The 25,068-nt window shown below is 60.9% G+C and carries 4 protein-coding genes; all 4 read left to right on the top strand.

Features of this window, described 5'->3' with window-relative positions; all coding sequences use genetic code 11:
- Positions 1-90 precede the first annotated feature (90 nt).
- The 4 genes from guaA (at position 91) to O0879_RS06470 (ending at position 24,381) form a co-directional block, all read left to right on the top strand.
- Positions 91-1,701 carry a glutamine-hydrolyzing GMP synthase gene (guaA, locus tag O0879_RS06485; protein ID WP_101480991.1) on the top strand — a complete coding sequence of 537 codons (1,611 nt, stop codon included), beginning with the start codon at positions 91-93 and terminating at the stop codon, positions 1,699-1,701.
- A 261-nt stretch (positions 1,702-1,962) separates the two neighbouring features.
- Entirely contained in the window at positions 1,963-3,735 is a 1,773-nt protein-coding gene (locus O0879_RS06480; protein WP_289915523.1) for a ShlB/FhaC/HecB family hemolysin secretion/activation protein, read from the top strand.
- Positions 3,736-3,838: 103 nt separating this feature from the next.
- Positions 3,839-24,127, top strand: a complete 20,289-nt coding sequence (locus tag O0879_RS06475) for a hemagglutinin repeat-containing protein (protein ID WP_289915521.1) — start codon at positions 3,839-3,841, stop codon at positions 24,125-24,127.
- Positions 24,124-24,381 carry a hypothetical protein gene (locus O0879_RS06470; protein WP_289915520.1) on the top strand — a complete coding sequence of 86 codons (258 nt, stop codon included), beginning with the start codon at positions 24,124-24,126 and terminating at the stop codon, positions 24,379-24,381. Before O0879_RS06475 ends, O0879_RS06470 begins: the two co-directional genes overlap by 4 nt.
- Positions 24,382-25,068: the final 687 nt, after the last annotated feature.

Below are 25,068 nucleotides of genomic sequence, written 5' to 3'. Positions count from 1 at the left end.
AGTTTTCCAGCTACGCTATTGTGGTAGCGAAAGTCCAGACCGGCGCCCAGTGCGCCGGTTTTGCAATTGACCCTGAATAAAGCTCCGACCATGCACTCTAAAATCCTCATTCTCGATTTCGGTTCCCAAGTCACCCAGTTGATCGCCCGCCGCGTGCGCGATTCCGGCGTGTTTTCCGAAGTCTTCCCGTATGACGTCAGCGACGAATTCGTGCGCAACTACGGCGCCGCCGGCGTGATTCTGTCGGGCAGCCACAATTCCACCCTGGACGGCGATTCGCCGCGCGCGCCGCAAGCCGTGTTCGAGCTGGGCGTGCCCGTGCTGGGCATCTGCTACGGTATGCAAACCATGGCGGCCCAGCTGGGCGGCAAGGTGGAAAACGGCCTGGTGCGCGAATTCGGCTACGCCGAAGTACGCGCCCGCAGCCATACCAAGTTGCTCAACGGTATTGCCGACTTCGTCACCGATGAAGGCCACGGCATGCTGAAAGTGTGGATGAGCCACGGCGACAAGGTGTTGGAAATGCCGCCAGGCTTCAAGCTGATGGGCAACACCCCGAGCTGCCCGATCGCCGCCATGGCCGACGAAGAGCGCCAGTTCTACGGCGTGCAATTCCACCCGGAAGTGACGCACACGGTGCAGGGCAAGGCCATGATCGGCCGCTTCGTGCATGAAATCTGCGGCTGCAAGTCGGACTGGAACATGCCCGACTACATCAGCGAAGCGGTGGAAAAGATCCGCGCCCAAGTCGGTACGGATGACGTCATCCTGGGCCTGTCCGGTGGCGTCGATTCGTCCGTCGCGGCAGCCCTGATCCACCGCGCCATCGGCGACCAGCTGACCTGCGTCTTCGTCGACCACGGCCTGTTGCGTCTGGACGAAGGCAAGATGGTGATGGACATGTTCGCCAAGAACCTGGGCGTGAAAGTCATCCGCGTCGATGCGGAAGACCAGTTCATGGGCCATTTGGCCGGCGTCACCGATCCCGAGCAAAAGCGCAAGATCATCGGCCGCGAATTCGTCGAAGTCTTCCAGGTCGAATCGGGCAAGCTGGTCAACGCCAAATGGCTGGCGCAAGGCACGATTTACCCGGATGTCATCGAATCGGCCGGCAAAGGTAAAAAGGGCCAGACCATCAAGAGCCACCACAACGTGGGCGGCTTGCCGGACACCATGAAGCTCAAATTGCTCGAACCTTTGCGCGAACTGTTCAAGGATGAAGTGCGCAAACTGGGCGTCGCGCTCGGCTTGCCGCATGACATGGTCTACCGCCACCCATTCCCGGGCCCGGGCCTGGGCGTGCGCATCCTCGGCGAAGTCAAGAAAGACTATGCCGACCTGCTGCGCCGCGCCGATGCCATCTTCATCGAAGAGCTGCGCAACACGCCGTACGAGTTCGTCGCCGGCCAGGCCGTCGACCCGGACGCGCTGCCAGCGAACTGGTACGAAGCGACCAGCCAGGCGTTCGCCGTCTTCCTGCCCGTCAAATCGGTGGGCGTGATGGGCGATGGCCGTACCTACGAATACGTGGTGGCCCTGCGCGCCGTGCAAACGCAGGACTTCATGACGGCCCACTGGGCGCACCTGCCGCACAGCTTGCTGGGCAAGGTCTCCAACCGCATCATCAATGAAGTGCGCGGCATCAACCGCGTCGTCTACGATATTTCGGGCAAGCCGCCGGCGACCATCGAATGGGAGTAAGTTTCCTCTAGGAAGCTTTGCATCCCGGAATGACTGAGTAAGTGAAAGCCCTGTTTTTACAGGGCTTTTTTTATGGCCTCGATGCCGGGGCTCCCAATGCCGGCTCTGACGCCACGAGGCCGCGTGCCCGTTTACTAGTGGTAATTCGATAGATGAGAGGCAGTTACCAAAGAGGTAAAGTTCTCAAGAAATAAATATAGTTGCCCTATAGAAATAATTAATTTATAATTTCATTACGTAAATAATTACCTAAGGCAACATATGCACCTGCGCTTGACGCCATGGTGCGGTGTATTTTTGTTAAGCGGCACCTTGTGTGCCGCCGTGTCCGCGCAGACCCGTCCTGAAATTGCACCGCCCCTTCCCAATCCGCCTGGCGCCAGCCAGCGCGACGATGCCAGCCAAGAACTTATCCGCCAGCAAGAACGTGAGCGCCTCCTGCGCCAGCAGCAGGAACGCACTCCCGACGTGCGCCTGCTCGAGGCGCCCGTGGCCGCCTCCGCCAACCGCCTGCCTGCGGGAGAATCGCCATGCTTCACGATTGACCAGCTGGTGTTGCGAGGCGAGGACGCCGTGCAATTCCAGTGGGCGCTGGCCGCCGCCGGGCGCGACGACCTGGGCGCGCCGGACTCTGCGCTGGGGCGCTGCCTGGGCACGCAGGCCATCAATGTACTGATGGGCCGGCTGCAGAACGTCATCATCGCGCGCGGCTATGTCACGACGCGCGTGCTGGCCGAACCGCAGGATTTGAGCAAGGGGACGCTGGCCTTGAGCGTGATGCCGGGGCGTATCCGCCAGATCGGCTTTGCGCCCGGCACGAATCCCCGCGCCACGTGGTGGAATGCCGTGCCGGCGCGCCCGGGCGACTTGCTCAATGTGCGAGATACGGAACAGGCGCTGGAAAACTTCAAGCGCGTGCCGACAGCGGAAGCCGATATCCAGATCATGCCGGCCGAGGGCGGCAATGCGAAGCCGGGCGAGAGCGACTTGCAGATACAGTGGAAGCAGGGCTTGCCATTCCGCCTGGCACTAGGCCTCGACGATGGCGGTTCGCGCTCGACGGGCAAGCTGCAGGGCAGCGTGACCCTGTCGTACGACCATTGGCTGACCCTGAACGACCTGTTTTACCTGAGCCTGAACCAGAACGTCGACGGCGACCGCGACGGCCCGCGCGGCACGGCCGGCATGGTGGCGCATTATTCGATTCCCTACGCCTACTGGCTGCTGGCCTTCACGGTCAGCGACAGCCATTACCACCAGTCCGTGGCCGGCATCAGCCAGGACTACAACTACAGCGGCGCCAGCCAGAATCGCGAAGTCAAGTTGTCGCGCCTGGTGTACCGCGACGCCTCGCGCAAGACGACGGTGTCGCTACGGGGCTGGCAACGTTCCGCGCAAAACTTCATCGACGACACGGAAGTGGAAGTGCAGCGCCGCCGCATGGCCGGCTGGGAAATCGGTATCGGCCACCGCGAATTCTTCGGCCAGGCCACGTTTGACGTCAACCTGCAATACCGGCGCGGCACGGGCGCGATGGAGGCGCTGGCCGCGCCTGAGGAAGCGTTTGGCGAGGGTACCTCGCGTATGCGCTTGCTGCTGGCCGACATGGCCGTGTCGGCGCCGTTCACGCTGGCTGGCCAGCCGTTGCACTACACGGGCAGCTGGCGCATGCAGCACAACCGTACGCCGCTGGTGCCGCAAGACCGTTTTGCGATTGGCGGGCGGTATACCGTGCGCGGCTATGACGGCGAAAGCAGCCTGTCGGCCGAGCGTGGCTGGCTGCTGCGCAACGAAGTCGGCGTGCCGCTGGGCAGCAGCGGCCAGCAAGCGTATGCGGGACTCGATCATGGCGAGGTATCGGGGCCATCCGCCGAATGGCTGATCGCGCGCCGCCTGACGGGCGGTTTCGTCGGCTTGCGGGGGCAATGGCTGGGCATGCAGTACGACGCCTTTGTCGGCTGGCCCGTGCATAAATCTGAACTCTTCCGCACGGCCAGCCATACGGCCGGTTTCAGCCTGAACGCCAGTTATTGATATTTAGCAATGTAGTTATGTAGTTTTAAAGAATTAAGTCACTAAACGCAGCCATCCGCCAGACGTTTTCCTTTCTCTGTATTTGGCCGCTATTAGGACTTTCATGAACAAGAACCTGTACCGCATCATCTTCAACAAACGCCGTGGCCAATTGATGGTCGTGGCCGAAAATGCTTCTTCGCAAGGCAAGGCTGCCAAGGGGGAGGGAGGCCTGGACAGCGGTGTCTTCGGCGGTGATGGCGGTGGCGGGGTCAATGCCAAATTGCGGCCGCTGGCCTTGGCGATATTTGGCGCGCTGGGCATGGTGGCCTTTGTCGCCGGTCCTGCCATGGGACAGATCGTGGCCGACCCGAGTGCGCCGGGCCGCCAGCGTCCGACGGTGGTGCAAAGCGCCAATGGCGTGACACAGGTCAACATCCAGACGCCGAGCGCGGCGGGCGTGTCGCGCAATACCTACAGCCAGTTCGACGTGACGGCGAATGGCGCCATCCTGAACAATAGCCGCGGCAACGTGCAGACGCAGACGGGCGGCTGGGTGCAAGGCAATCCATGGCTGGCCGGCGGCAGCGCGCGCGTGATATTGAACGAAGTCAACTCGGCCAACCCGAGCCAGCTGCGCGGTTATGTCGAGGTGGCCGGCCAGCGCGCCGAGGTTGTCATCGCCAACCCGGCCGGCGTGGCCATCGACGGCGGCGGTTTCATCAATGCGAGTCGGGTCACGCTGACGACGGGCACGCCGATCCTCAACGGCGGCAGCCTGGACGGCTACATGGTGCAGCGCGGGGTGGTCAGCATCAACGGGCGTGGACTGGACACGTCGCTGAGCGACTACACAGCCATCCTGGCGCGCGCCGCACAGATCAATGGCGGCATCTGGGCGCAGGAATTGAAAGTGGTGACGGGCGCGAACCAGATCGATGCGGCGCATGGCGTGGCGGGCGGTATTGCTGGCGCGGGGCCGGCTCCGGCGTATGCGTTGGACGTGGCGCAGCTGGGCGGCATGTACGCGGGCAAGATCACCCTCATCGGCACGGAAGCGGGCCTGGGTGTGCGCAATGCGGGCGTCTTGGCGGCCACGGCGGGTAATCTGGTGCTGCAATCGAATGGCTGGCTGAGCAACAGCGGCAATATCCAGTCCGCCGGCGCGGGCAGCCAGACGAGCATTGCCGTGACGGGCGACGTAGCCAATAGCGGCACCGTGTATGCGGGCGGCGACAGCCAGGTGCAGGCGCAGGGCAACATTGCCAACAGCGGCGTGATCGCGGCCCAGGGCAATGCCAAGGTACATGCCACGGGGGCGGCGGCGCGCATCGATGCCACCGCTGGCTCGGTGCTGGCGGCTGGATTGAATCTGGACAATACCTTGGCCGCCAGCGGCAAGCTGAGTGTTTCTGCTGGCGACACCATTGCCGTGCACGGCACGGCCGTGGCTGGCGGCGACAGCAGCCTGGCGGCGCGCCAGCTGGATATTACTGGCGCGCAAGTCGCGGGCGGGAATATCAGCCTGGGTGCCAGCGCGGGCGACCTCGATGCCAGCCGCGCGCAGGTCACTGCCCGTGACCGCCTGCAACTGGACGCGGCGCACACCGTGCGCAGCGATGCGGCGCAGTTGACTGGCCAGCAGCTGGGCGTGAATGCGTACGGCTTGTCGAACGTGGGCGGCCAGATCATGCAACTGGGCAACGGTGATCTTGCCATCCGCTTGCCGGGTGCGCTGGACAATACGCGCGGCGTCATCGCCACGAATAGCCAGGCTTTGCGTCTGCAGGCTGCCAGCCTGAGCAATCAGGATGGGCAAATCCAGCATGCGGGTACGGGCGCGCTGGAGATCGGCGCAGCGCAAGTCAATTTGCAGCGCGGCAGCATCCTCAGCAATGGCGCCATGGCGCTGACGGGCGAGCACATCGACCACCGCGATGCGCGCACGGTGGCGGGGCAGCTCAGCATCAATGCCGCTACCCTGGACAACCGGGGCGGCAGCCTGGCGCAGAGCGGCCAGGGCGCGACCGGCGTCCAGGTGCGCGGCGGATTGGATAACCGCGGTGGCGCGCTGGAAAGCAATGGCGCTTTGAGCGTGCAGGCGGGCAATGTACAAAATCAGAAGGGCCGTATCGTCTCGGGCACCGATGTGGCGCTGTCGACAGGCGCGCTGGACAACACGGAAGCAACCCTGGCGGCGGGCGGCAAGTTGCGCCTCGACAGCGGCGACGTCGACAATACGCGCGGCCAGATCCAGGCAGTGGCGGGCGATGCGGCCTTGACGGTGGCAAAGCTGAACAATACGGCCGGCAGCGTCTTTGCCGGTGGCAATCTTGCCACCCGGGCCAACGAAGTGCTCAATAGCGGCAACCTGTATGCGGCCGGCAGCCAAGCGCTGCAGGTCAGCGGCGTCGTCAGCAACAGCGGCGTCATTGCCGCGCAAGGCGATAACCGCATCGACGCCAGCCGCATCGACAGCGCTACTGGCAGCTTGCTGGGCGCCGGCATCCGTGCCGACGGCAGCCTGGCCGTTAGCGGCCAGTTGCAACTGACGGCCACGCAGGCGATCGCAGCCCACGGCCAGAACCTGGCCGCCAGCAAGACCAGCATGCATGCTTCCGCCATCGACCTGAGCGGCAGCCAGACGGGCGGCGCGGCGATTAGCCTGAACGCCAGCGCCGGCAACGTCGTCACCGATAGCGCGCTGGTGACCACGACGGGCCTGCTGTCCGTGACGGCTGCCGGCAGCGGCCAGGCCCTGTCGAACGTGCGCGGCACCCTGAGCGCCGGGCAATTGGATATCACAACGGGATCGCTCGATAACCGCGGCGGCACCCTGATCCAGACGGGCACTGGCGACACGGTATTGACAGGCAGCACCCTGGACAACACGGGCGGACGCATCGCCGTCAACAGCGCCAAGCTGGCGCTGACTGCGGAAACTGTGACTAATCGCGACGGCAGCATCGAGCACGCGGGCACGGGCAGCCTGAGCATCGACGCGGTGCGTTTCGATGACGAGCGCGGCAAGGTGACGGGCAATGGCCTGGTTGATATCCAGGCGGAAACAATTGATCACCGCCATGCCGTCACGACCGGGCAGCAGATAACAGTGCAGGCCGACAATCTGGACAACCGCGACGGTACCCTGCAGCAGACGGGACCAGGACAGATGCGCGTGGACGTGGCGCAGGCGCTGGACAATACGGGCGGCAACATCGCCGGCAATGGCGGCGTGCAAGTGCAGGCTGCTGTGGTGGACAACAGCAAGGGCCGCATCACGTCCGCTGCCTCGGCAGATATCACCAGCAAGGGTGCGCTGACCAACACGGACGGCGTGATCGCGGCCACGCAGGCGCTGCAGTTGACCGGTATTGGGTTCGACAACACGCGTGGCGTATTGCAGGCGGACAATTTACGTCTGGAGGCGGCATCCTTGCTGAACCAGCAGGGCACGGTCAGCGCCGGTTCGGACCTGACGGCGCGCCTCAGCGCAGACTTGAGCAACACCGGCCTGCTGTATGCAGGCCGTAACCAGCAACTGACGGTGGGTGGCTTGCTGAACAACAGCGGTTCCATCGCCTCCGTTGGCAACACCAATATTTCCGCTAATAAAGTGACCAGCAGCGGCTTGCTGGGCGCCGGCTTGAAAGCCGACGGTAGCCTGGGTACGGCAGGCGACCTGACTATCAACGCCGATGGCGTCTTGCAAGCAAGCGGGCAGAACCTGGCGGCGGGCAGCGCCGTGCTGGCGGGCAACAATGTGGACTTGTCGGGCAGCCAGACTGGGGCAAGCAACATCGCCATCACCGCGCGCAGCGGCGACGTATTGACGAACAAGGCCGTGATTTCCGCCAGTAATCTGCTGGCTATTACCGCCAATGTGAACAATGGACAATCGCTGGTGAATAGCCAAGGGCAACTGGTGGGTGGGCAGTTGCAGCTGAACGTGGCGAATGTGAACAACGCCAGCGGCGAGATCGTGCAGACGGGCACGGGCGACACCGTCATCAGGACGGACAAGCTGGACAACACGGCCGGCCGTATCGCCGTCAATAGCGCGAACCTGGCGTTGAACGCGACGGTCTTGACGAACATCAATGGCAAACTGGAACACGCGGGTGCGGGCGTTCTGGCCATTAACGCAGGTCAGTTCAACAACCAGTACGGCAAGATCACGGGCAACGGCAAGCTTGACATCACGGCCGCTGCCTTCGACCACCGCAATGCGACGACGGTGGCGAATCAGCTGACCGTCAACGCCGGCAGCCTGGACAACCGTGCCGGCAGCCTGGCGCAAACGGGCACAGGTTTGATGAGCCTCAATGCCGCCGGCTCGCTGGACAACACGGGCGGCAAGATCGAGGGCAATGGCGATGCGCTGGTGAAGGCAAACACTTTGCTGAACAACACTGGCCGCATCGTGGCGGCGCAGGATGCCACGTTGAATGTAGATCGTCTGGACAATACGGAAGGGATCGTGGCCGCCGGGCGCAACCTGGCATTAAGCGGTGCTGATATCGACAATACCAAGGGCCAACTGCAAGCCGTGGCCGGTAACGCTGCCTTGACCGTGGCGAACTTGAACAATGCGGCAGGCAACGTGTTTGCAGGCGGCAATCTGGCCACCACGCTCGATGCCTTGAGCAACACGGGCAGCCTGTATGCGGCCGGAAATCAATCCCTGACCGCAACAGGCGCCATCGTGAACACGGGCGTCATCGCGGCGCAGGGAGATACCAGTATCACGGCCAATCGCCTCGACAGCAGTGCGAGCAGCCTCATCGGCGCGGGTATCCAGGCCGATGGCAAGCTGGGCACGTCTGGCGACCTGGCGATCAGCACCGCGCAAGCGCTGAATGCACACGGCCAGATTTTGGCGGCCGGTAATGCCAATCTGACAGGCACCACGCTCGACATCAGTGGCAGCCAGGCCAGCGCGGTCAACATCGGCCTGACGGCAACACAGGGCGATGTCATCACGAACAAGGCCGTGGTGACGACGCCGGGCACGTTGAACGTGACGACCGGCGCCGCGTTGCACAACACGGACGGTACCTTGCAGGCGGGCCAGCTCGACTTGCATGTGGCAAACCTGGACAACGCCAAGGGTACGTTGCTGCAAACGGGCACGGGTAACACCATCATCCAGACGGGCAATCTGGACAACACGGCTGGCCGCATCGCCGTCAACAGCAACAAGTTGACCCTCGATGCGACTACGCTGACGAACCGCGATGGCAAGATCGAGCATGCGGGAACCGGCATCCTGTCTGTGCAGGTAGGCGTGCTGGACAACAGCAAGGGCCGTATCACGTCGGCCGCGTCGTCGGACATTGTCAGCAATGGCGCGCTGAACAATAAGGATGGCGTAATTGCCGCGATTGCCGACTTGCATGTTGGAGGTGTTGCACTGGATAACACCCGAGGCGTATTGCAAGCGGACAATTTACGTCTGGACGCGGCGACCTTGCTGAACCAGCAAGGCACGCTCAGCGCCGGCACGGACCTGACGGCGAAAGTGAGCGGTGACCTGAACAACGCTGGCCTGCTGTACGCAGGCCGTAACCAGCAATGGATGGTGGGCGGCGTGCTGAATAACACGGGGTCGATCGCCTCCGTCAACAACACCCATATTACCGCTGGCAAAGTGACCAGCAGTGGCTTGCTGGGCGCCGGTGTGAAAGCCGATGGGAGCCTGGGTACGGCAGGTGATCTGACCATCAATGCCGATGGCGTCTTGCAGGCGACCGGCCAGAATCTGGCGGCGGGCAATGCCGTGCTGACGGGCGCCAATGTGGACCTGTCGGGTAGCCAGACAGGCGCGGCGAACCTCGCCATCACGTCCCTTGCTGGCGATGTCATCACCAGCAAGGCGGTCATTTCTGCGAGCAAGCTGCTGGCGATTACCGCCAATGCGGCCAACGCACAGTCGCTGATCAATACCCAGGGCCAACTAGTGGCAGACCAGCTGCAGCTGAACATCGCGAATCTGGACAACGCCAACGGCGACATCGTGCAAACGGGCACGGGCGATACCGTTATCACCACGGCCAAGCTGGACAACACGGCCGGTCGTATCGCTGTCAACAGCGCGAACCTGGCTTTGAACGCCATGATATTGACGAACATCAATGGCAAGCTGGAGCACGCGGGCGCGGGCATCCTGGCCATCAACGCAGGCCAGTTCAACAACCAGTTCGGCAAGATCACGGGCAACGGTAAAGTGGATCTCACCGCTGCGACCTTGGACCACCGCAATGCCACGACCATCGCGAACCAGCTGACGGTCAATGCGGGCACGCTGGACAACCGCAGCGGCAGCCTGGCGCAAACGGGTACAGGTTTGATGAACGTCAATGCGACTGGTTTGTTGGACAATACGGGCGGCAAGATCGAAGGCAATGGCGATGCGCTGGTAAAGGCCACTACCTTGCTGAATAACAAGGGCCGCATCGTGGCGGCGCAGGATGCTGAGCTTGCAGTGGGCAGCCTGGACAATACGGATGGTACGGTGGCTGCCGGCCGCAACCTGGCATTGAGCGGTGCTGACATCGACAATACCAAGGGCCAGTTGCAGGCTGTGGCCGGTAACGCTACCTTGACCGTGGCGAACTTGAACAATGCGGCAGGCAACGTGTTTGCTGGCAGTAATCTGAACGCGACACTGGCCAGCTTGAACAACACGGGCAGCTTGTATGCGGCCGGGAATCAATCCCTGACCGCAACAGGCGCCATCATTAATACAGGCGTGATCGCGGCACAAGGCAACACCAGCCTCACGGCAAAGACGCTCGACAGCAGCGCAAGTAGCCTGATCGGCGCCGGCATGCAGGCCGATGGCAAGCTGGGCACGGCTGGCGACTTGACCATCAACACCGCGCAAACGCTGGCTGCACACGGCCAGAATCTGGCGGCGGGCAAGGCGACCCTGACAGGCGCCAGCATCGACATCGGCGGCAGCCAGACCAGCGCGACGAACATCGGCCTGACGGCCACTCAGGGCGATGTCGGCACGAACAAGGCGGTGGTGATGACACCAGGCGCGCTCAACATCACGACGAGCGCCACCTTGCACAACACGGAAGGCACCTTGCAGGCGGGCCAGCTCGACCTGCATGTAGGCAATCTGGACAACGCCAAGGGCACTGTCTTGCAAACGGGCACGGGCGATACCGTCATCCAGACGGGCAATCTTGACAACACGGCTGGCCGCATCGCCGTCAACAGCACGAACTTGAATATCGATGCTGTCAAGGTCACGAACCAGGATGGCAAGATCGAGCATGCGGGCACGGGGATGCTGAATGTGCAGGCGGGTGGGCTGGACAACAACAAGGGCCGCATTACGTCGGCGGCAGCAGCCTCTGTCATCAGCAAAGGTGTGCTGAACAATACGGATGGCGTGATCGCCGCCACCACCAATCTGCAGGTTAGCGGTACTGCACTGGACAACACGCGCGGCGTATTGCAGGCGGACAATTTACATCTTGACGCGGCGACCTTGCTGAACCAGCAAGGGACAGTGAGCGCTGGCATGGACCTGACGGCGAAAGTGAGCGGTGACCTGAACAATGCTGGCCTGCTGTACGCAGGCCGTAACCAGCAGTGGATGGTGGGCGGCGTACTGAATAACACGGGGTCGATCGCCTCCGTCAACAACACCCATATTACCGCTGGTAAAGTGACCAGCAGCGGCTTGCTGGGCGCCGGTGTGAAAGCGGATGGGAGCCTGGGTACGGCAGGCGATCTGACCATCCATGCCGATGGCGTGTTGCAAGCGAGCGGGCAGAACCTGGCAGCGGGCAGCGCTCAGTTGACAGGTGCATCGGTCGATTTGTCGGGTAGCCAGACTGGCGCAACGAATATCGCCATCACGGCAAATACTGGCGATGTAGTGACGAACAAGGCGGTGATTTCCGCCAGCAACGTGCTGGCCATCACGGCCAACGCGCATAACGCGCAGTCACTGGTAAATACGCAGGGCCAGCTGGTGGCCGGCCAGTTGCAACTGAACGTGGTCAACCTGAACAACGCCAGCGGCGACATCGTGCAGACGGGCACGGGCGACACCGTCATCACCACAGGCAAGCTGGACAACACGGCTGGTCGTATCGCCGTCAACAGCGCTAACCTGGCTTTGAACGCCACGGTATTGACGAACATCAATGGCAAGCTGGAGCACGCGGGAGTGGGCGTGCTGGCTATCAACGCGGGCCAGTTCAACAACCAGTTCGGCAAGATTACGGGCAACGGTAAAGTGGACCTCACCGCTGCGACCTTGGACCACCGCAATGCCACCACCGTGGCCCATCAGCTGACGGTGAACGCGGGCAGCCTGGATAACCGTGCCGGCAGCCTGGCGCAAACGGGTACAGGCTTGATGAGCATCAACAGCACGGGTTTGCTGGACAACACGGGCGGCAAGATCGAAGGCAATGGCGATGCGCTGGTGAAAGCAGGTACGTTGTTGAACAACAAGGGCCGCATCGTGGCGGCGCAGGATGCTGAGCTTGCAGTGGGTAGTCTGGACAATACGGAAGGCACGGTGGCGGCTGGGCGTCATCTGGCACTGTCCGGCGGTGATGTCGACAATACCAAGGGCCAGCTGCAAGCCGTGGCGGGCGATGCAACCTTGAACGTTGGCGAACTGAACAACAACGCGGGCAGCGTGTTTGCCGGCGCTAACCTGAACGCTACCCTGGCGAGCCTGAACAACACGGGCAGCCTGTACGCGGCTGGCAATCAAACCCTGAGCGCCAGCGGCGCCATCGTCAACACGGGCGTGATCGCCGCACAGGGCAACAACAGTATCACGGCGAATAGCTTCGACAGCAGCGCGAGCAGCCTGATTGGCGCCGGCATGCAGGCCGATGGCAAGCTGGGCACGACTGGCGATCTGACCATCAACACCGCGCAAACGCTGGCCGCGTACGGGCAGAACCTGGCGGCGGGCAGCGCCAATCTGACAGGTGGCAGTGTGGATCTGTCTGGCAGCCAGACCAGCGCCGCCAAAATCGGCCTGACGGCAACAACGGGCGATGTCAGCACGAACAAGGCGGTGGTGACGACGCCAGGCACATTGAACATCACGAGCAACGCCACCTTGCACAACACGGAAGGCACTGTGCAGGCGGGCCAGCTCGACTTGCACGTGGGCAATCTGGACAACGCCAAGGGCACCGTCATCCAGACGGGCACGGGCGACACCGTCATCCAGACGGGCAATCTCGACAACAGTGCCGGTCGCATCGCCGTCAATAGCGCTAACTTGACTCTGGGTGCGGCCAGCTTGACGAATGCGGGCGGTAAGATCGAGCATGCTGGCAGCGGTACCCTGGCCATCACGGCGGCCACCTTGCAGGGCGCAGGCGGCAGTATCATTGGCAATGGTGCCGTCGATCTGAAGGCAGGCTTGTTCGACCACGCCAACGCCACCACCACGGGGCGGTCCCTGAACGTGCAGGCAGACAGCCTGAGCAACCGTGGCGGCCATCTGCTGCAGACGGGCGCGGGCGGCATGACGGTGGCCGTCACAGGATTGCTGGACAATACGAGTGGTGAAATCGCCGGCAATGGAGTGTTGTCGGTGCAGACCGGTAGCCTGGACAATACCAAGGGCAAGATTACCTCGGCCACGTCCGCCGACATCGCCAGCACTGGCGCGCTCGTCAATACCGATGGCGTGATCGCGGCGGCGACCGATTTGCACCTGGGCGGCGCCATCGACAACACGCGTGGCTTGCTGCAGGCGGGGATCGGCGCCTTGAGCCTGGACGCGGCCAGCCTGCGCAATGCGCAAGGCACGCTCAGCGCGGGCACGGATATCACGGCCAAGGTCAGCGGCGATGTGCTCAATGCGGGCGTGCTGTATGCGGGACGCAACCAGGCCCTGGATATCGGCGGCTTGCTCAGCAATACAGGTTCGCTGGCAGCCCTCGGCAATACGACGATCACGGCGGGCAGTCTGAGCGGTAATGGATTGCTGGCGGCAGGCATGCGCGCCGATGGCAGCTTTGCCTCGGCCGGTGATCTGACCGTGACGGCCCATGGCGCCTTGCAGGCTGGCGGCCAGAACATGGCGGCCGGTCAGCTGCAGATGACGGGCGCATCGGTCGACGCGGGCGGCAGCCAGACCAGCGCGACGAATATCGGTTTGACGGCCTTGACGGGCAATGTGACGACCAGCAAGGCGGTCGTGTCGACGAATGGTCTATTGAGCATCACGGCGAATGCCGCCAACGGGCAGGCACTGGTCAACCAGGGCGGCAGCTTGAGCGCTGGGCAATTGGCCCTGCGCGTTGCCAACTTGGACAACGCCAAAGGCACCTTGATACAGACGGGTGCTGGCGACACGCTCATCGAAACAGGCAAGCTGGACAATACGGGCGGGCGCATCGCCGTCAACAGCGCCAACCTGCGCCTGCAGGCGGGCGACTTGACGAATATCGACGGCAAGATCGAGCATGCCGGCAAGGGCGTGCTGGAGATCCGTGCAACGAATCTGTATGGCCAGCGGGGCCAGCTGACGGGCAATGGCGCGTTGCAGGTGGCGGCCAATTACATCGATCACCGCAACGCCAGCCTGCTGGCGCAGCAGGTGAACGTCTCCGCCGGCATCCTCGACAATCGCCAGGGACAGATCACGCAGCTGGGCACGAGCGCGGCAACAGTGCTGGCCAGCACGCGCCTGGACAATAGCGGCGGCAAGATTGAAGCGAACGGCAATGTGCGCGTGGAAACGGGCGAGTTGCTCAATGAGCATGGCCGTATTGCGTCTGCGCAAGATGTCAATGTGGCGGCGACGGGCAAGCTGGACAATACTAGCGGCGTGATCATTGCCGGGCGCGACCTGACGTTGGCCGGTGGCAAGGTGGACAATACACTGGGTCAGCTGCAGGCGGCGGGCGGCAATGCGCAATTGACGATGGACGAGCTACTCAACGCACAGGGCAGTATCGTTGCCAGCGGCAATCTGACGACGACGGCGGGCAGCGTGCGCAACAGCGGCAGCCTGTTTGCCGGCACAGAACAAACGCTCACCGTGACGGGCGCGCTGGAAAATGCCGGCGTGATCCTGGCCCAGGGCAACAACACGATCAGTGCCAACAGCGTCAACAGCGGCGCGGCCAGCCTGATCGGCGCGGGCGTGAAAGCCGATGGCAGCCTGCAGACGAGCGGCAACTTGCAGGTCACGGCACAACAGGCATTGGGAGCGCATGGGCAAGTGTTGGCGGCAGGCAATGCCGTCCTGCGCGGCGGCAGTGTCGACCTGGGCGGCAGCCGCAGCAGCGCCGGCAATATCAGCCTCACGGCAACAAGCGGCGATGTCAGCACCAGCGGCGCCGTGGTCACCACGCCGGGCGCCCTGACGATCACGGCCGGTGCGAATAGCCAGACGTGGAACAACCAGCGCGGCGATGTCAGTGCGGGTCAGTTGGCGGTGGCTGTGGGCAACCTGAACAACCAGCAAGGCGGCATTGTGCAGACCGGTGCTGGCAATACAGCCATCGAGCTGACGGCGCCGGCAGGCGTGCTGGACAACACGGGCGGCCGCATCGCCGTCAACAGTGCCAATCTGAGCCTGAAAGCGGGTACGCTGACGAATACGGATGGCAAGATCGAGCATGCGGGCAGCGGTACCTTGAGTCTGCAAGCGAACCAGCTGAACGATCTGCGCGGACAGATCACGGGCAATGGCGCCCTGGTCGTGACGGCCGGCGCCATTGACCACCGCAACGCCAGTACCATCGCGCAGCAAATCAGCGTGACGGGTAGCACTCTGGACAATGGCGGTGGCAACCTGACGCAGCTGGGTAAAGGCGATACCACCATTCAACTGACGACCAGCCTGGACAACCGTGGCGGCACCATCGCCAGCAACGGCAACACCAGTATCGTCGCACCGACCCTGAACAACCAGGGCGGCAAGCTGCAGGCGGCCGGCACGGCCAACCTGACGGTGACGGCAAGCAATGTGCTGGACAACAGCCATGGCGGCGCCATCGCCGGCGGCGGCAATGTCGTGCTGGGTGCCGGAAATCTGCTGAACCAGGGCGGCAGCGCCACGGCAGGCGGGCAGCTGACTGCAAATGTGGCGCAGGCATTCAACAATACGGGCGGCTTGCTGGCCGCCACAGGCAATATGACCGTGAACGCGGCCAGCGTCGATAACAGCGCCGGGGGCAAGCTGGCCTCGGTACAAGGCCTGTTGACGGTCACGTCCACGGGCGCCACCGTCAACAATGGCGGCACCTTGCAAGCGGGCGGCGATATCATCCTGCGCAATGGCGGCCTGTGGAACGGGCAGGGCACCATTGCGGGCGCGAACGTCACGCTCGACACGCACGGCCAGGTTTTCAACAATACGCAGGGCACCCTGGCGGGTGCCGGAACCGTCAACTTGCAGACGGGCATCCTGGACAACGATGGCGGCTTGCTGCAGTCGGGCGGCGCCATGACCATCGACACGCACGGTAATGCCTTGCTCAACACCAATGCGGGCGCGTACGCGGTGCGCCATCCGGGCAGCGCGGGCGGCATCAGCAGCGGCGCAGGATTGACCCTGCAAACGGGCAGCTGGAACAATGCGGGCGGCTATCTGGGCGCGGCCGGCAACATCACGGGCAGCGTGGGCCAGCTGGATAACCGTGGCGGCCAGCTCGTCGGCAAGTCGGCGCTGGACCTGGCCTTGAGCGGCTTGCAAAACCAGGGCGGGCAAATCCAGGTGCTGGGCAATATTGGCTTGAACGCGGGTGGCGGCAGTATCAACAACCAGCAAGGCTTGATCCGCTCCGGCGCGGCCGTCACGGTGACGGGCGGCGCTATCGACAATGCCAGCACCCTGGGCGCGAACCAGGGCATCGAAGGCATCCATGTGACCCTGAACAGTGTCAATGTCAGCAATGTGCAGGGCGCGGTGCGCGCCGATGGCAACCTGGCGATCAACAGCGCAGGCATTATCAACAACACACTGGGCATGCTCAGCGCCGGCGGCGCGCTGGCACTGCAGGACACTGGCTCCGGCCGGGGATTGGCCGTGACCAACTCGGGCGGCACCATCATCGGCGGCCAGCGTACCGACATCCGCGCGGGCAGCTTGACCGGCGATGGCAAGGTGTTGTCACAGAAAGATATGGCGCTGGACCTGGCCGGCAACTTTACGCTGAACGCAGGCGCCGAGATCATGGCCAACGGCAATGCGGATATCACCATCGGCGGACAACTGGCCAATGCCGGGAAAATCCAGGCACTCAGCATGCTGACCCTGGGCGCCGCCAATTTCGACAATGCCAGCACGGGCGACATCAATGCGGGCACGACGCGCGTCAACGTCGGCGGCGTGCTGAACAACCGGGGCGTGATCGACGGCATCAGCACGCAACTGAACGTGGGCACGCTGAATAACGTCGGCACGGGCCGCATCTATGGCGACCATCTGAGCATAGCAGGCGGCACCGTCAACAACGACGTGGAAGGCGGCGTGGCGGCCACCATCGCGGCGCGCGAGCGGCTCGATATCGGCGTCACCACACTCAATAACCGCGAGCACGGCCTGATCTTCAGCGGCGGTGACATGGCCATCGGCGGCTACCTGGACGGCAACCGCATCGCCACGGGCTGGGCGGGAACGGTGACGAATGCCAGCGCGACGATCGAGGCGCTGGGGAGCTTGAACCTGGGCGCGAGTCAGGTCAATGTGCTCAATAACCATCTGGTTTTTGAGGAAGGGCGGATGACGACGGAGACGACAACTGAGTATCAACTGCCAGGGAGCGATATCACGTATGGAGAGGGTACGCCAGGCATGTCCGCCCAGCCGATCACTCAAGTTAACCTCCGTACTATCTTGACTTTGCCGGATCGTGGGGGTTTTGTTCACTTTACAAAACGTGAAGTCACTCGTACAAGCCTTGAGAGCGTTGTCATCAGTTCCGATCCAGGGAGAATTATTGCAAGCAATAATTTGAAAATTAACGCCAGCGCTATTGTGAATGACAATAGTCATATCATTGCTGGTGGTACGTTGGATATGGATCGGGCGATTCTCAATAATAAGACAACGAAGGGGCAGAAAACGGTACATGAGAAAGGAGTGTTGACAGTTTTTACAACAGCTCGTGGCGGAAACAATGAAGTTTACTCGAAAGGGACTTACACCCCCTTCGAGCGGACTGTAACTGAGCCCTCCAGTTCTGCCAGCACCTCACGCAATGAAGGAAATGCCAATACCGGCGGCCAGGGCACAAAACCAGGCAGTGCCGTCAAAAGCGGCGTTGGCGGAACGGGCGAGCGCATAGGTGGTGCGGAAACGCAGGTGCGTACTTCGGCTTTCTCTACGGAAACAACAGAAATCCGGAAAGCCGATATCAGCGGTCAAGGAACTAGTCGGGTCGATGGCGGCGGGATTGTCCAGAAGACTGACCGCGCTGGCAATCCCGTCACCGATGCGGCTGTTGGCGTCACGCCAGGCAGCAAGCTTGATGGCGCGACAGGCATCGCTGCGGATACAGGGACGTCACTGAACCACGTGTCGACAGGCGCGGCAGGTAGCGTTGCCGCACAGGGCGCAGCCACGGTGTCGGGCGCTCACGGTGCGACGGGCAGCACGCGTACGGGCGATGCGGCCCGTACTGTTGCCGTTGACACGGTTTCCGGCGCGCGCGTTGATGCGGCCAGCGGTGCTGGCCAGCATGGTGCAGGCGTTGATGCGGCCTTGCTGTCTCGCTCGTCTGTGGGGGCGGTCACGGCCGTGTCGGGCGGCAATGAACCCGGCGGCGCGGCTCATGGTGGCGTCCTTGGCCAAGCTGGAGAGCTTGGGACGGTGAATGCTGCTCAGTTGAGTGGCATTGCCGGCAGCCAAGCCAGCTCGCACACAGGCCTTGGTCCCGTAGCCGGGGCCGGCATTGCGGCAGATCAAGTGCAGGGCAAGGGCGGACCAGGCGGTATTGCCGATGCCGCCAAGCTTGGCCGGGCCGGCGAAATTGCAACGCTGGCGCCGACTGCGCTGGCCGGTGTCAACGGCGCGCAAGCAAGCACCGGAACCGGATTGAACCCGCTGAAAGACGTGGCTATCGCAGCCTCGACAGGCAGCGCGGCACACGCAGGCGCCGTCGGTGGAGTGGGGCAGGTACGCATGAATGGCATTACCCAAGTGAAACTGGGCAACCCATCCACGCGTGCGCAAGTGGTGCGGACCACGGGGTCATCGCTGCAGATTCCGAACGCCAGTTTGTATAAAGTGAGCTCTGCGCCATCGTCCCGCTATCTGGTGGAAACCGATCCGCGCTTTGCCAGCTACCGCGAATGGACGGGTTCCGACTATCTGCTCAACCAGGTAAAAAACGATCCCTCCGTGACGCAAAAGCGCCTGGGCGACGGTTTTTATGAGCAGCGCCTGGTGCGCGAGCAAGTCGCAGAGCTGACAGGGCAGCGTTTCGTCGGCGATTACACCAGTGACGAACAGCAGTACAAGGCACTGATGGATCAAGGTGTCGCGTTTGCCAAGCAATGGGACCTTCGTCCCGGTATTGCGCTGACAGCGGAGCAAATGGCGGGGCTGACCAGCGATATCGTCTGGCTGGTGGAGCAGGACGTCGTGCTGGCCGACGGCAGTACGCAAAAAGTGCTGGCGCCGCAAGTGTATGTGCGCGTGCGTGAGGGCGATATCGATGGCCAGGGCGGATTGTTGGCCGGCAAGGAAGTCAATCTGAATCTCGAAGGCGATTTGACCAATAGCGGTACGATCGCCGGACGCACGATCGTCAAGCTGAATGCCGAAAATATCGACAACCTGGGCGGGCGCATTACTGGCGACGCCATTTCGGCCCATGCCAGGAATGACCTGAACAACATCAGCGGCACCATTTCTGCCAATAGCGAGCTGCAAGTCAGTGCGGGAAGGGATATCAACGTGAAGACGTCCACGCTGACGTCCAGCGGCGGCGATGGCAAAAACAGCTTCAGTCGTACCACCCTGGATAATCTGGCGGGCCTGTATGTCACAGGCAATGGCACGGCCGGCAGCGGTAATTTGCTGGTATCTGCGGGGCGCGACGTGACTATCGCGGGTGCATCCGTCGTGAATACGGATGCCGGTGGCGGCATTGGCATCGCAGCTGGCCGTGATATTGCCGTCACGACAGTGAACAGCGGTAGTGAGTTCACATTGGCAGGTCCTGGGAAGCGGCATATGACCGATACGTCCAGCAAAGAAACCGCCAGCACGATTGCATCTGCCGGCGATATTCGCCTGAGTGCCGGTGACAATATCCAGCTGAAAGCGGCAAATGTCCAGGCAGCGGAAACGCTGCAGCTGTCTGCGGAACGCAATATCGACATTTCTACGGCACGGGATACAGAAACGCGTCAAAGCTGGTATGGCAACAGCTCGACCAAAGGCACTAGCCAAGGCAGCGAGCTGGGCGGCAAGCAGATCGTCATGCTGGCCGGCAATGACATTAATAATACTGGCGGCCAGGTGATCGCGACAGACAAGCTCATTGCAAGCGCGGGACGAGACATCAACATCGTCACGACTACTGTCAGCAACGCCAGTTCTAAATGGGCAGGCAACAGCGAGACCAGCACCGTCGTCGACAAGGTGGCGGGCCTGTATGTGACCGGCACGGGTGAAGGCAATACGCTGGTCGCCCAGGCGGGCCGTGATATGACGCTGACCGGAGGCGTCATCGCCAATGCGGGCGCAAATGGCCAGACCAGCCTGATCGCGGGCCATAACCTGACCCTCAATACCGTCGCCGTCGCCTCGACGCACGATGAAGTGCGCAATGCGGACAATTACCGCAAAGAAAGCAAGACAGGCGAAGTGGGCAGCCAGATCATCGGCGCCGGCAACGTCAATTTGCAGGCGGGCCATGATCTGACGGCGCGCGCGGCGGACGTGCAGGCGGGCGGCACCTTGGGCCTGGTGGCGGGCAATGACATCAGCTTGGTCAATGGTTTCCAGAACGAAGTGACCGATGTTGCCAGCAAATCGACGAAGAAGGGCTTCTGGAACAAGACTACCACCACCAAACATGATGTGGTCGATACCACCACGGCGATCGGCACTTCGCTTGGCGGCAGCAGCGTGACGGTGCAGGCCGGGCATGATTTGCAAGTTACGGGTTCGAGCATCTTGAGCGACGATGCGACGAAATTACTTGCGGGTAACAACATCACGATCGATGCGGCCACCAATACCGTGTACGAGCTACACCATTCCAGCACCAAGAAAAGCGGTTTCATGAGTAGCGGCGGCATTGGCTTCAGCTATGGCACCAAGACCACGACGGTGGATCAGGAGCGGGACGCCACCTTGCAAAGCGGCGAGGCGCGCAGTTCGATCGGCGCCACAGGCGGTGCGTTGACGATGGTCGCCGGCAATAACGTGACGATAGGCGGCAGCGATATTCTTGCCGCTACCGATCTCGATATCATCGGCAAGAGCGTCACCATCAAGCCGGGCCAGGACAATGAGAAGGGCAAGTTTGAAGTCAAGACCACGCAAGATGGCTTGACCCTGGCTCTGGGCGGCAGCGTGATCAGCGCCATCCAGACCCTGCAAACCATGAGTTCGGCGGCCAGCACGGCCAAGGATGGCCGCGTTACGGCCATGGCGGCGGCCACGGCGGCCATGGCCGCCAAGGACGCTGCCAAGGACATGATGAAGGAGGGCGGGCCAAGCATTAGCATCAGCCTGACGGCGGGCCACTCGGAAAGCCAGCAGACGCAAACCACGGCCAGCACCACGCATAGCGGTAGCGTGTTGACGGGCAACAATATCAACATCACGGCCACGGGGGGCGGCAAGGATAGCAACATCACCATCCTGGGCAGCGACCTGAACGCGAAGAACGATATCCGCCTGCATGCCGACAATAACGTCAACCTGCTGGCGGCGCAGGATACGGAAAGCCAGCACAGCAAGAGCTCAAGCCTGAGCGCGTCAATGGGGGTGCAAGCCATCGTCAGCACCAAGGGCACCTCGTTCGGTTTCACTGCCAGCGTCAGCGGCAGCAAGGGCCATGAGGATGGTGACGGCACGACGCAGCTCAACACGCATGTGAATGCGGGCGACAAGCTGGTGATCAGCAGCGGCGGCGATACCAACATCAAGGGCGCCGTGGCCAGCGCCAACCAGGTAATTGCCGATATCAAGGGCAACCTGAACGTGGAAAGCCTGCAGGATACGGCCAAGTTCGACAGCAAGAACCAGAGCCTGTCCGCCAGCGGCACGGTCGGCTTTGGCGCCAGCGTCAGCGGCAGCTATAGCCAGAGCAACATGCACAACGACTACGCTAGCGTGCAGGAGCAAAGCGGCATCAAGGCGGGCGACGGCGGCTTCCAGATCAAGGTGGGCGGCAATACGGACTTGAAGGGTGCAGTCATCAGTGCCACGGAGGCGGGCAAGCCAAACAGCAGCCTGATTACGTCGACCCTGACGCACAGCGACATTGCCAATCATGCGATATCGAAGGGCAGCAGTGTTGGGGTGTCGGGTGGTATGTCCTTTGCTGGCACGGGAACACGAAATGAGAACCTGACGGATGTCGGTGGCAAAAAAGATGCTACGACAGCGGGCCTGCCAGCCATCGTTTCCCTCAGCGAAAATTCCAGCAGCACGACCCGTAGCGGCATCAGCGGCGGCACTTTGGTCATCACCGACGATGCGGCTCAGCATGCGGCGACGGGTAAGGGCGCGGACGACGCTATCGCGGGTGTGAATCGCGATGTGACGACCGGGGTGGATTCCAGCGGCAAGATTGGTAATAACTTCGACAAGGCTGCGTTGCAGGCGACGATGGAGGTAGCCAAGGCTTTTACGGAGGCCGTTGCCCCACTGGCAGCAAAGGAAATTGGCGACTTTGCCGGGAAATATCAGGACGCGGCGCAAATTGACGCTGATAGTTTTACTGCCGCGGCGAAGAAGGCCGATGCGGCTGGCGACTATACCGCAGCAGCAGAGTTCACTGCATTGGCAAAGCAGTCGCAAGAGAAGGCAGCGGCATGGGGTGATGATGGCGCATATCGCCTTGCACTGCATGGTGCTACGCAGGGCATGATCGGTGCATTATCGGGTGGAGGAGCCGGTGCTATTAATAGCGTGGCAGGTGTCGCGGGTGGCAATCTTGGACATCGTTTAGGCGCTGAGTTGGGGGCCAAGGAGGCTGAAAGATTAAAGTTGACAGGTGCGGCGAAGGATGAGTTGATCAATAGTTACCAGCAAATATGGTCGGCTGTCGGTGGTGCGGTTGCAGGGTTGACTGCGGGAGGCATCAGTGGGCAAGATGGCGTTGGCCTGCTATCGGGAGCGGCACAGGGGGGCGCCAGTGCCAATACAGTGGATATCTATAACCGTCAATTCCATGACAATGAGAAACAATTACTTAAGGAGTTGAAAACCGGAAAAAACGAAGCGGCACAACGTAGGCTAGATGATGCAGCGTGCGCTTTGGTCCATTGTTCCAATCAGTTGTCGGATGCTAACCCTGAGAAAGCAGCATACCAAGCAAAGGAGGCGCGCGGAGTAACGTATTATGAGGAGACGCGTATTCTGGAGGCAACAGGACTATTTAAATATAGCTTCAAAAACGATTATTTATTTGATAGTGCTTTTCGTTCAAGCGACGCAATATTCCAACTTGGTAAATCAACACTTAATGACATTTATGATGGTGGGAAAAAGACAGGTGCTTGGCTAGGCGATGAATTTTCCGGTGTTGGACGTGGGGCTATTAACTTAGCCTATATATTGGGAAAAAATGGACCCGGAAGAACTGAGAATCAAGTGAATCCGCTTGACTTGCCGGGAAACTTTGACGATTTCAATGGTCCTACGGCAGGTGGTAGCAGTGTCGTTGCGTTTTTACCTCAGGTATTATGTCGATCCCTCGCGTGTAGGTTGGCATCAACTCCGGTTCTTGGGGGTGTTGGGTATAAGCCAGGAAATGCAATTTTTTCGAACAGAAATGGAGAATCGTCTGGTGAGAAAAATAGCGAAAGCAGTCCTGATTATACAGATTCAAATAGTTCAAAAGTTAAATGGGTTGATGAAAGAGCTGGTATGGGGCAAAATGCACGTGATTATAATGATAGTGCTACTGGGGCTCGATCTAATCCTTTGACAAAAAAAGGTCAAGCGCCGGCGCTTGAACGTGAAATAAGTGATGAGGTTAAAAAAATAGTTAGATTTGACGGAATTGAAGGTGATGTACTTATAGATAGAAAAATAGCTGTCGTGACAACTGAGAAGTCTAAAAATCAGGCTTTGCGTCAATCAGATGCTCTAAAACAGAATGGTTTAACTGGTATGTGGGAGGTGCCATCGGAAGCTGAGGCTAAAAGAGCAATGAAGATTTTTGATGAATTAAAAATTACCAACATCAAAGTTAGGGTGGTTAAGCCATGAAAGAAATAATTTTCGATAACTTGGTTATTGCAATATCAGATATTGCAATATTTTTTGAATATGCAGATGAGGAAGTCTTGGATTCTGATGCTTCTATTGAGATGATGGAGCAATTGTCTATGCGACTAAAAGCTATGAGTGAAGATGATAAAAAAAGTGTCTCTGATAAATTTAGAGAAGTCAGCGTAAAATATGACGATGAACAAAGAAAGTTATTTGTTTTTAACTTGCCAGATGCGTTAGGACTCGAGTAGTTGAATGGTGCATGCGCGCGACCACGAGGTAGGCATCAGTTGAGCTAGTTGTGAAGTTGCAAGAGGTTATTCGGACTGGATCCGAACCGTGACATCGGGGACTTGCCAGTAATCCCCCGGTGCGGCCGGGGGGGCGTACAAGAGTCCCTAGGGTCAGGTCCGCCATTCGTACACGATCTCAGCCCTGGCCGTCGCGATCTGCAGCAGGTTGCGCTTTATTAAATGCCGATACGGCTCGACTGACTGTCCTGCTCGAGACGTGAAAAGCGGCGGTGATGTGGGACATGGTAAAAGCGGTAGACAGATAAGCGCGTGCCATTGTTTCGTCTCTGTCACTATAGCGGACCTGATATTGCGCGAGTGACAGTGTGACCGCGCAGCGCTGCTGCCTTGGCGTATCTTTGAATGCTGCGGAACGCGGCGATTGCTGATGTGCCGATACGAAGGCTTCATCGCAGGAAGAATCGGCTGGCAGGTGCGAGCGAGCGGACTAGTGTCTCCCATCCCAGCCGCGACAAACCGTCAATAACGGTTTTTTCTGATGAGGGTATTTTTGAGGGTATCAGTAACTGAATGGTTTGGAAAACACTGAAAAATCAAACGCTTAGCCACCTCATTGACCATCGAATGGGAACAATCGTTCATTCGGCAGCGTAAGCTGACGCTTGCTCAGCGACATCGCCAAGT

This window comes from Janthinobacterium sp. SUN120, from assembly GCF_030397735.1.
GTDB classification, from domain to species: Bacteria; Pseudomonadota; Gammaproteobacteria; order Burkholderiales; family Burkholderiaceae_D; genus Janthinobacterium; species Janthinobacterium kumbetense.
The sequence above is the reverse complement of the archived record's forward strand: the minus strand, read 5'-3'. Positions and strand labels throughout refer to the sequence as shown.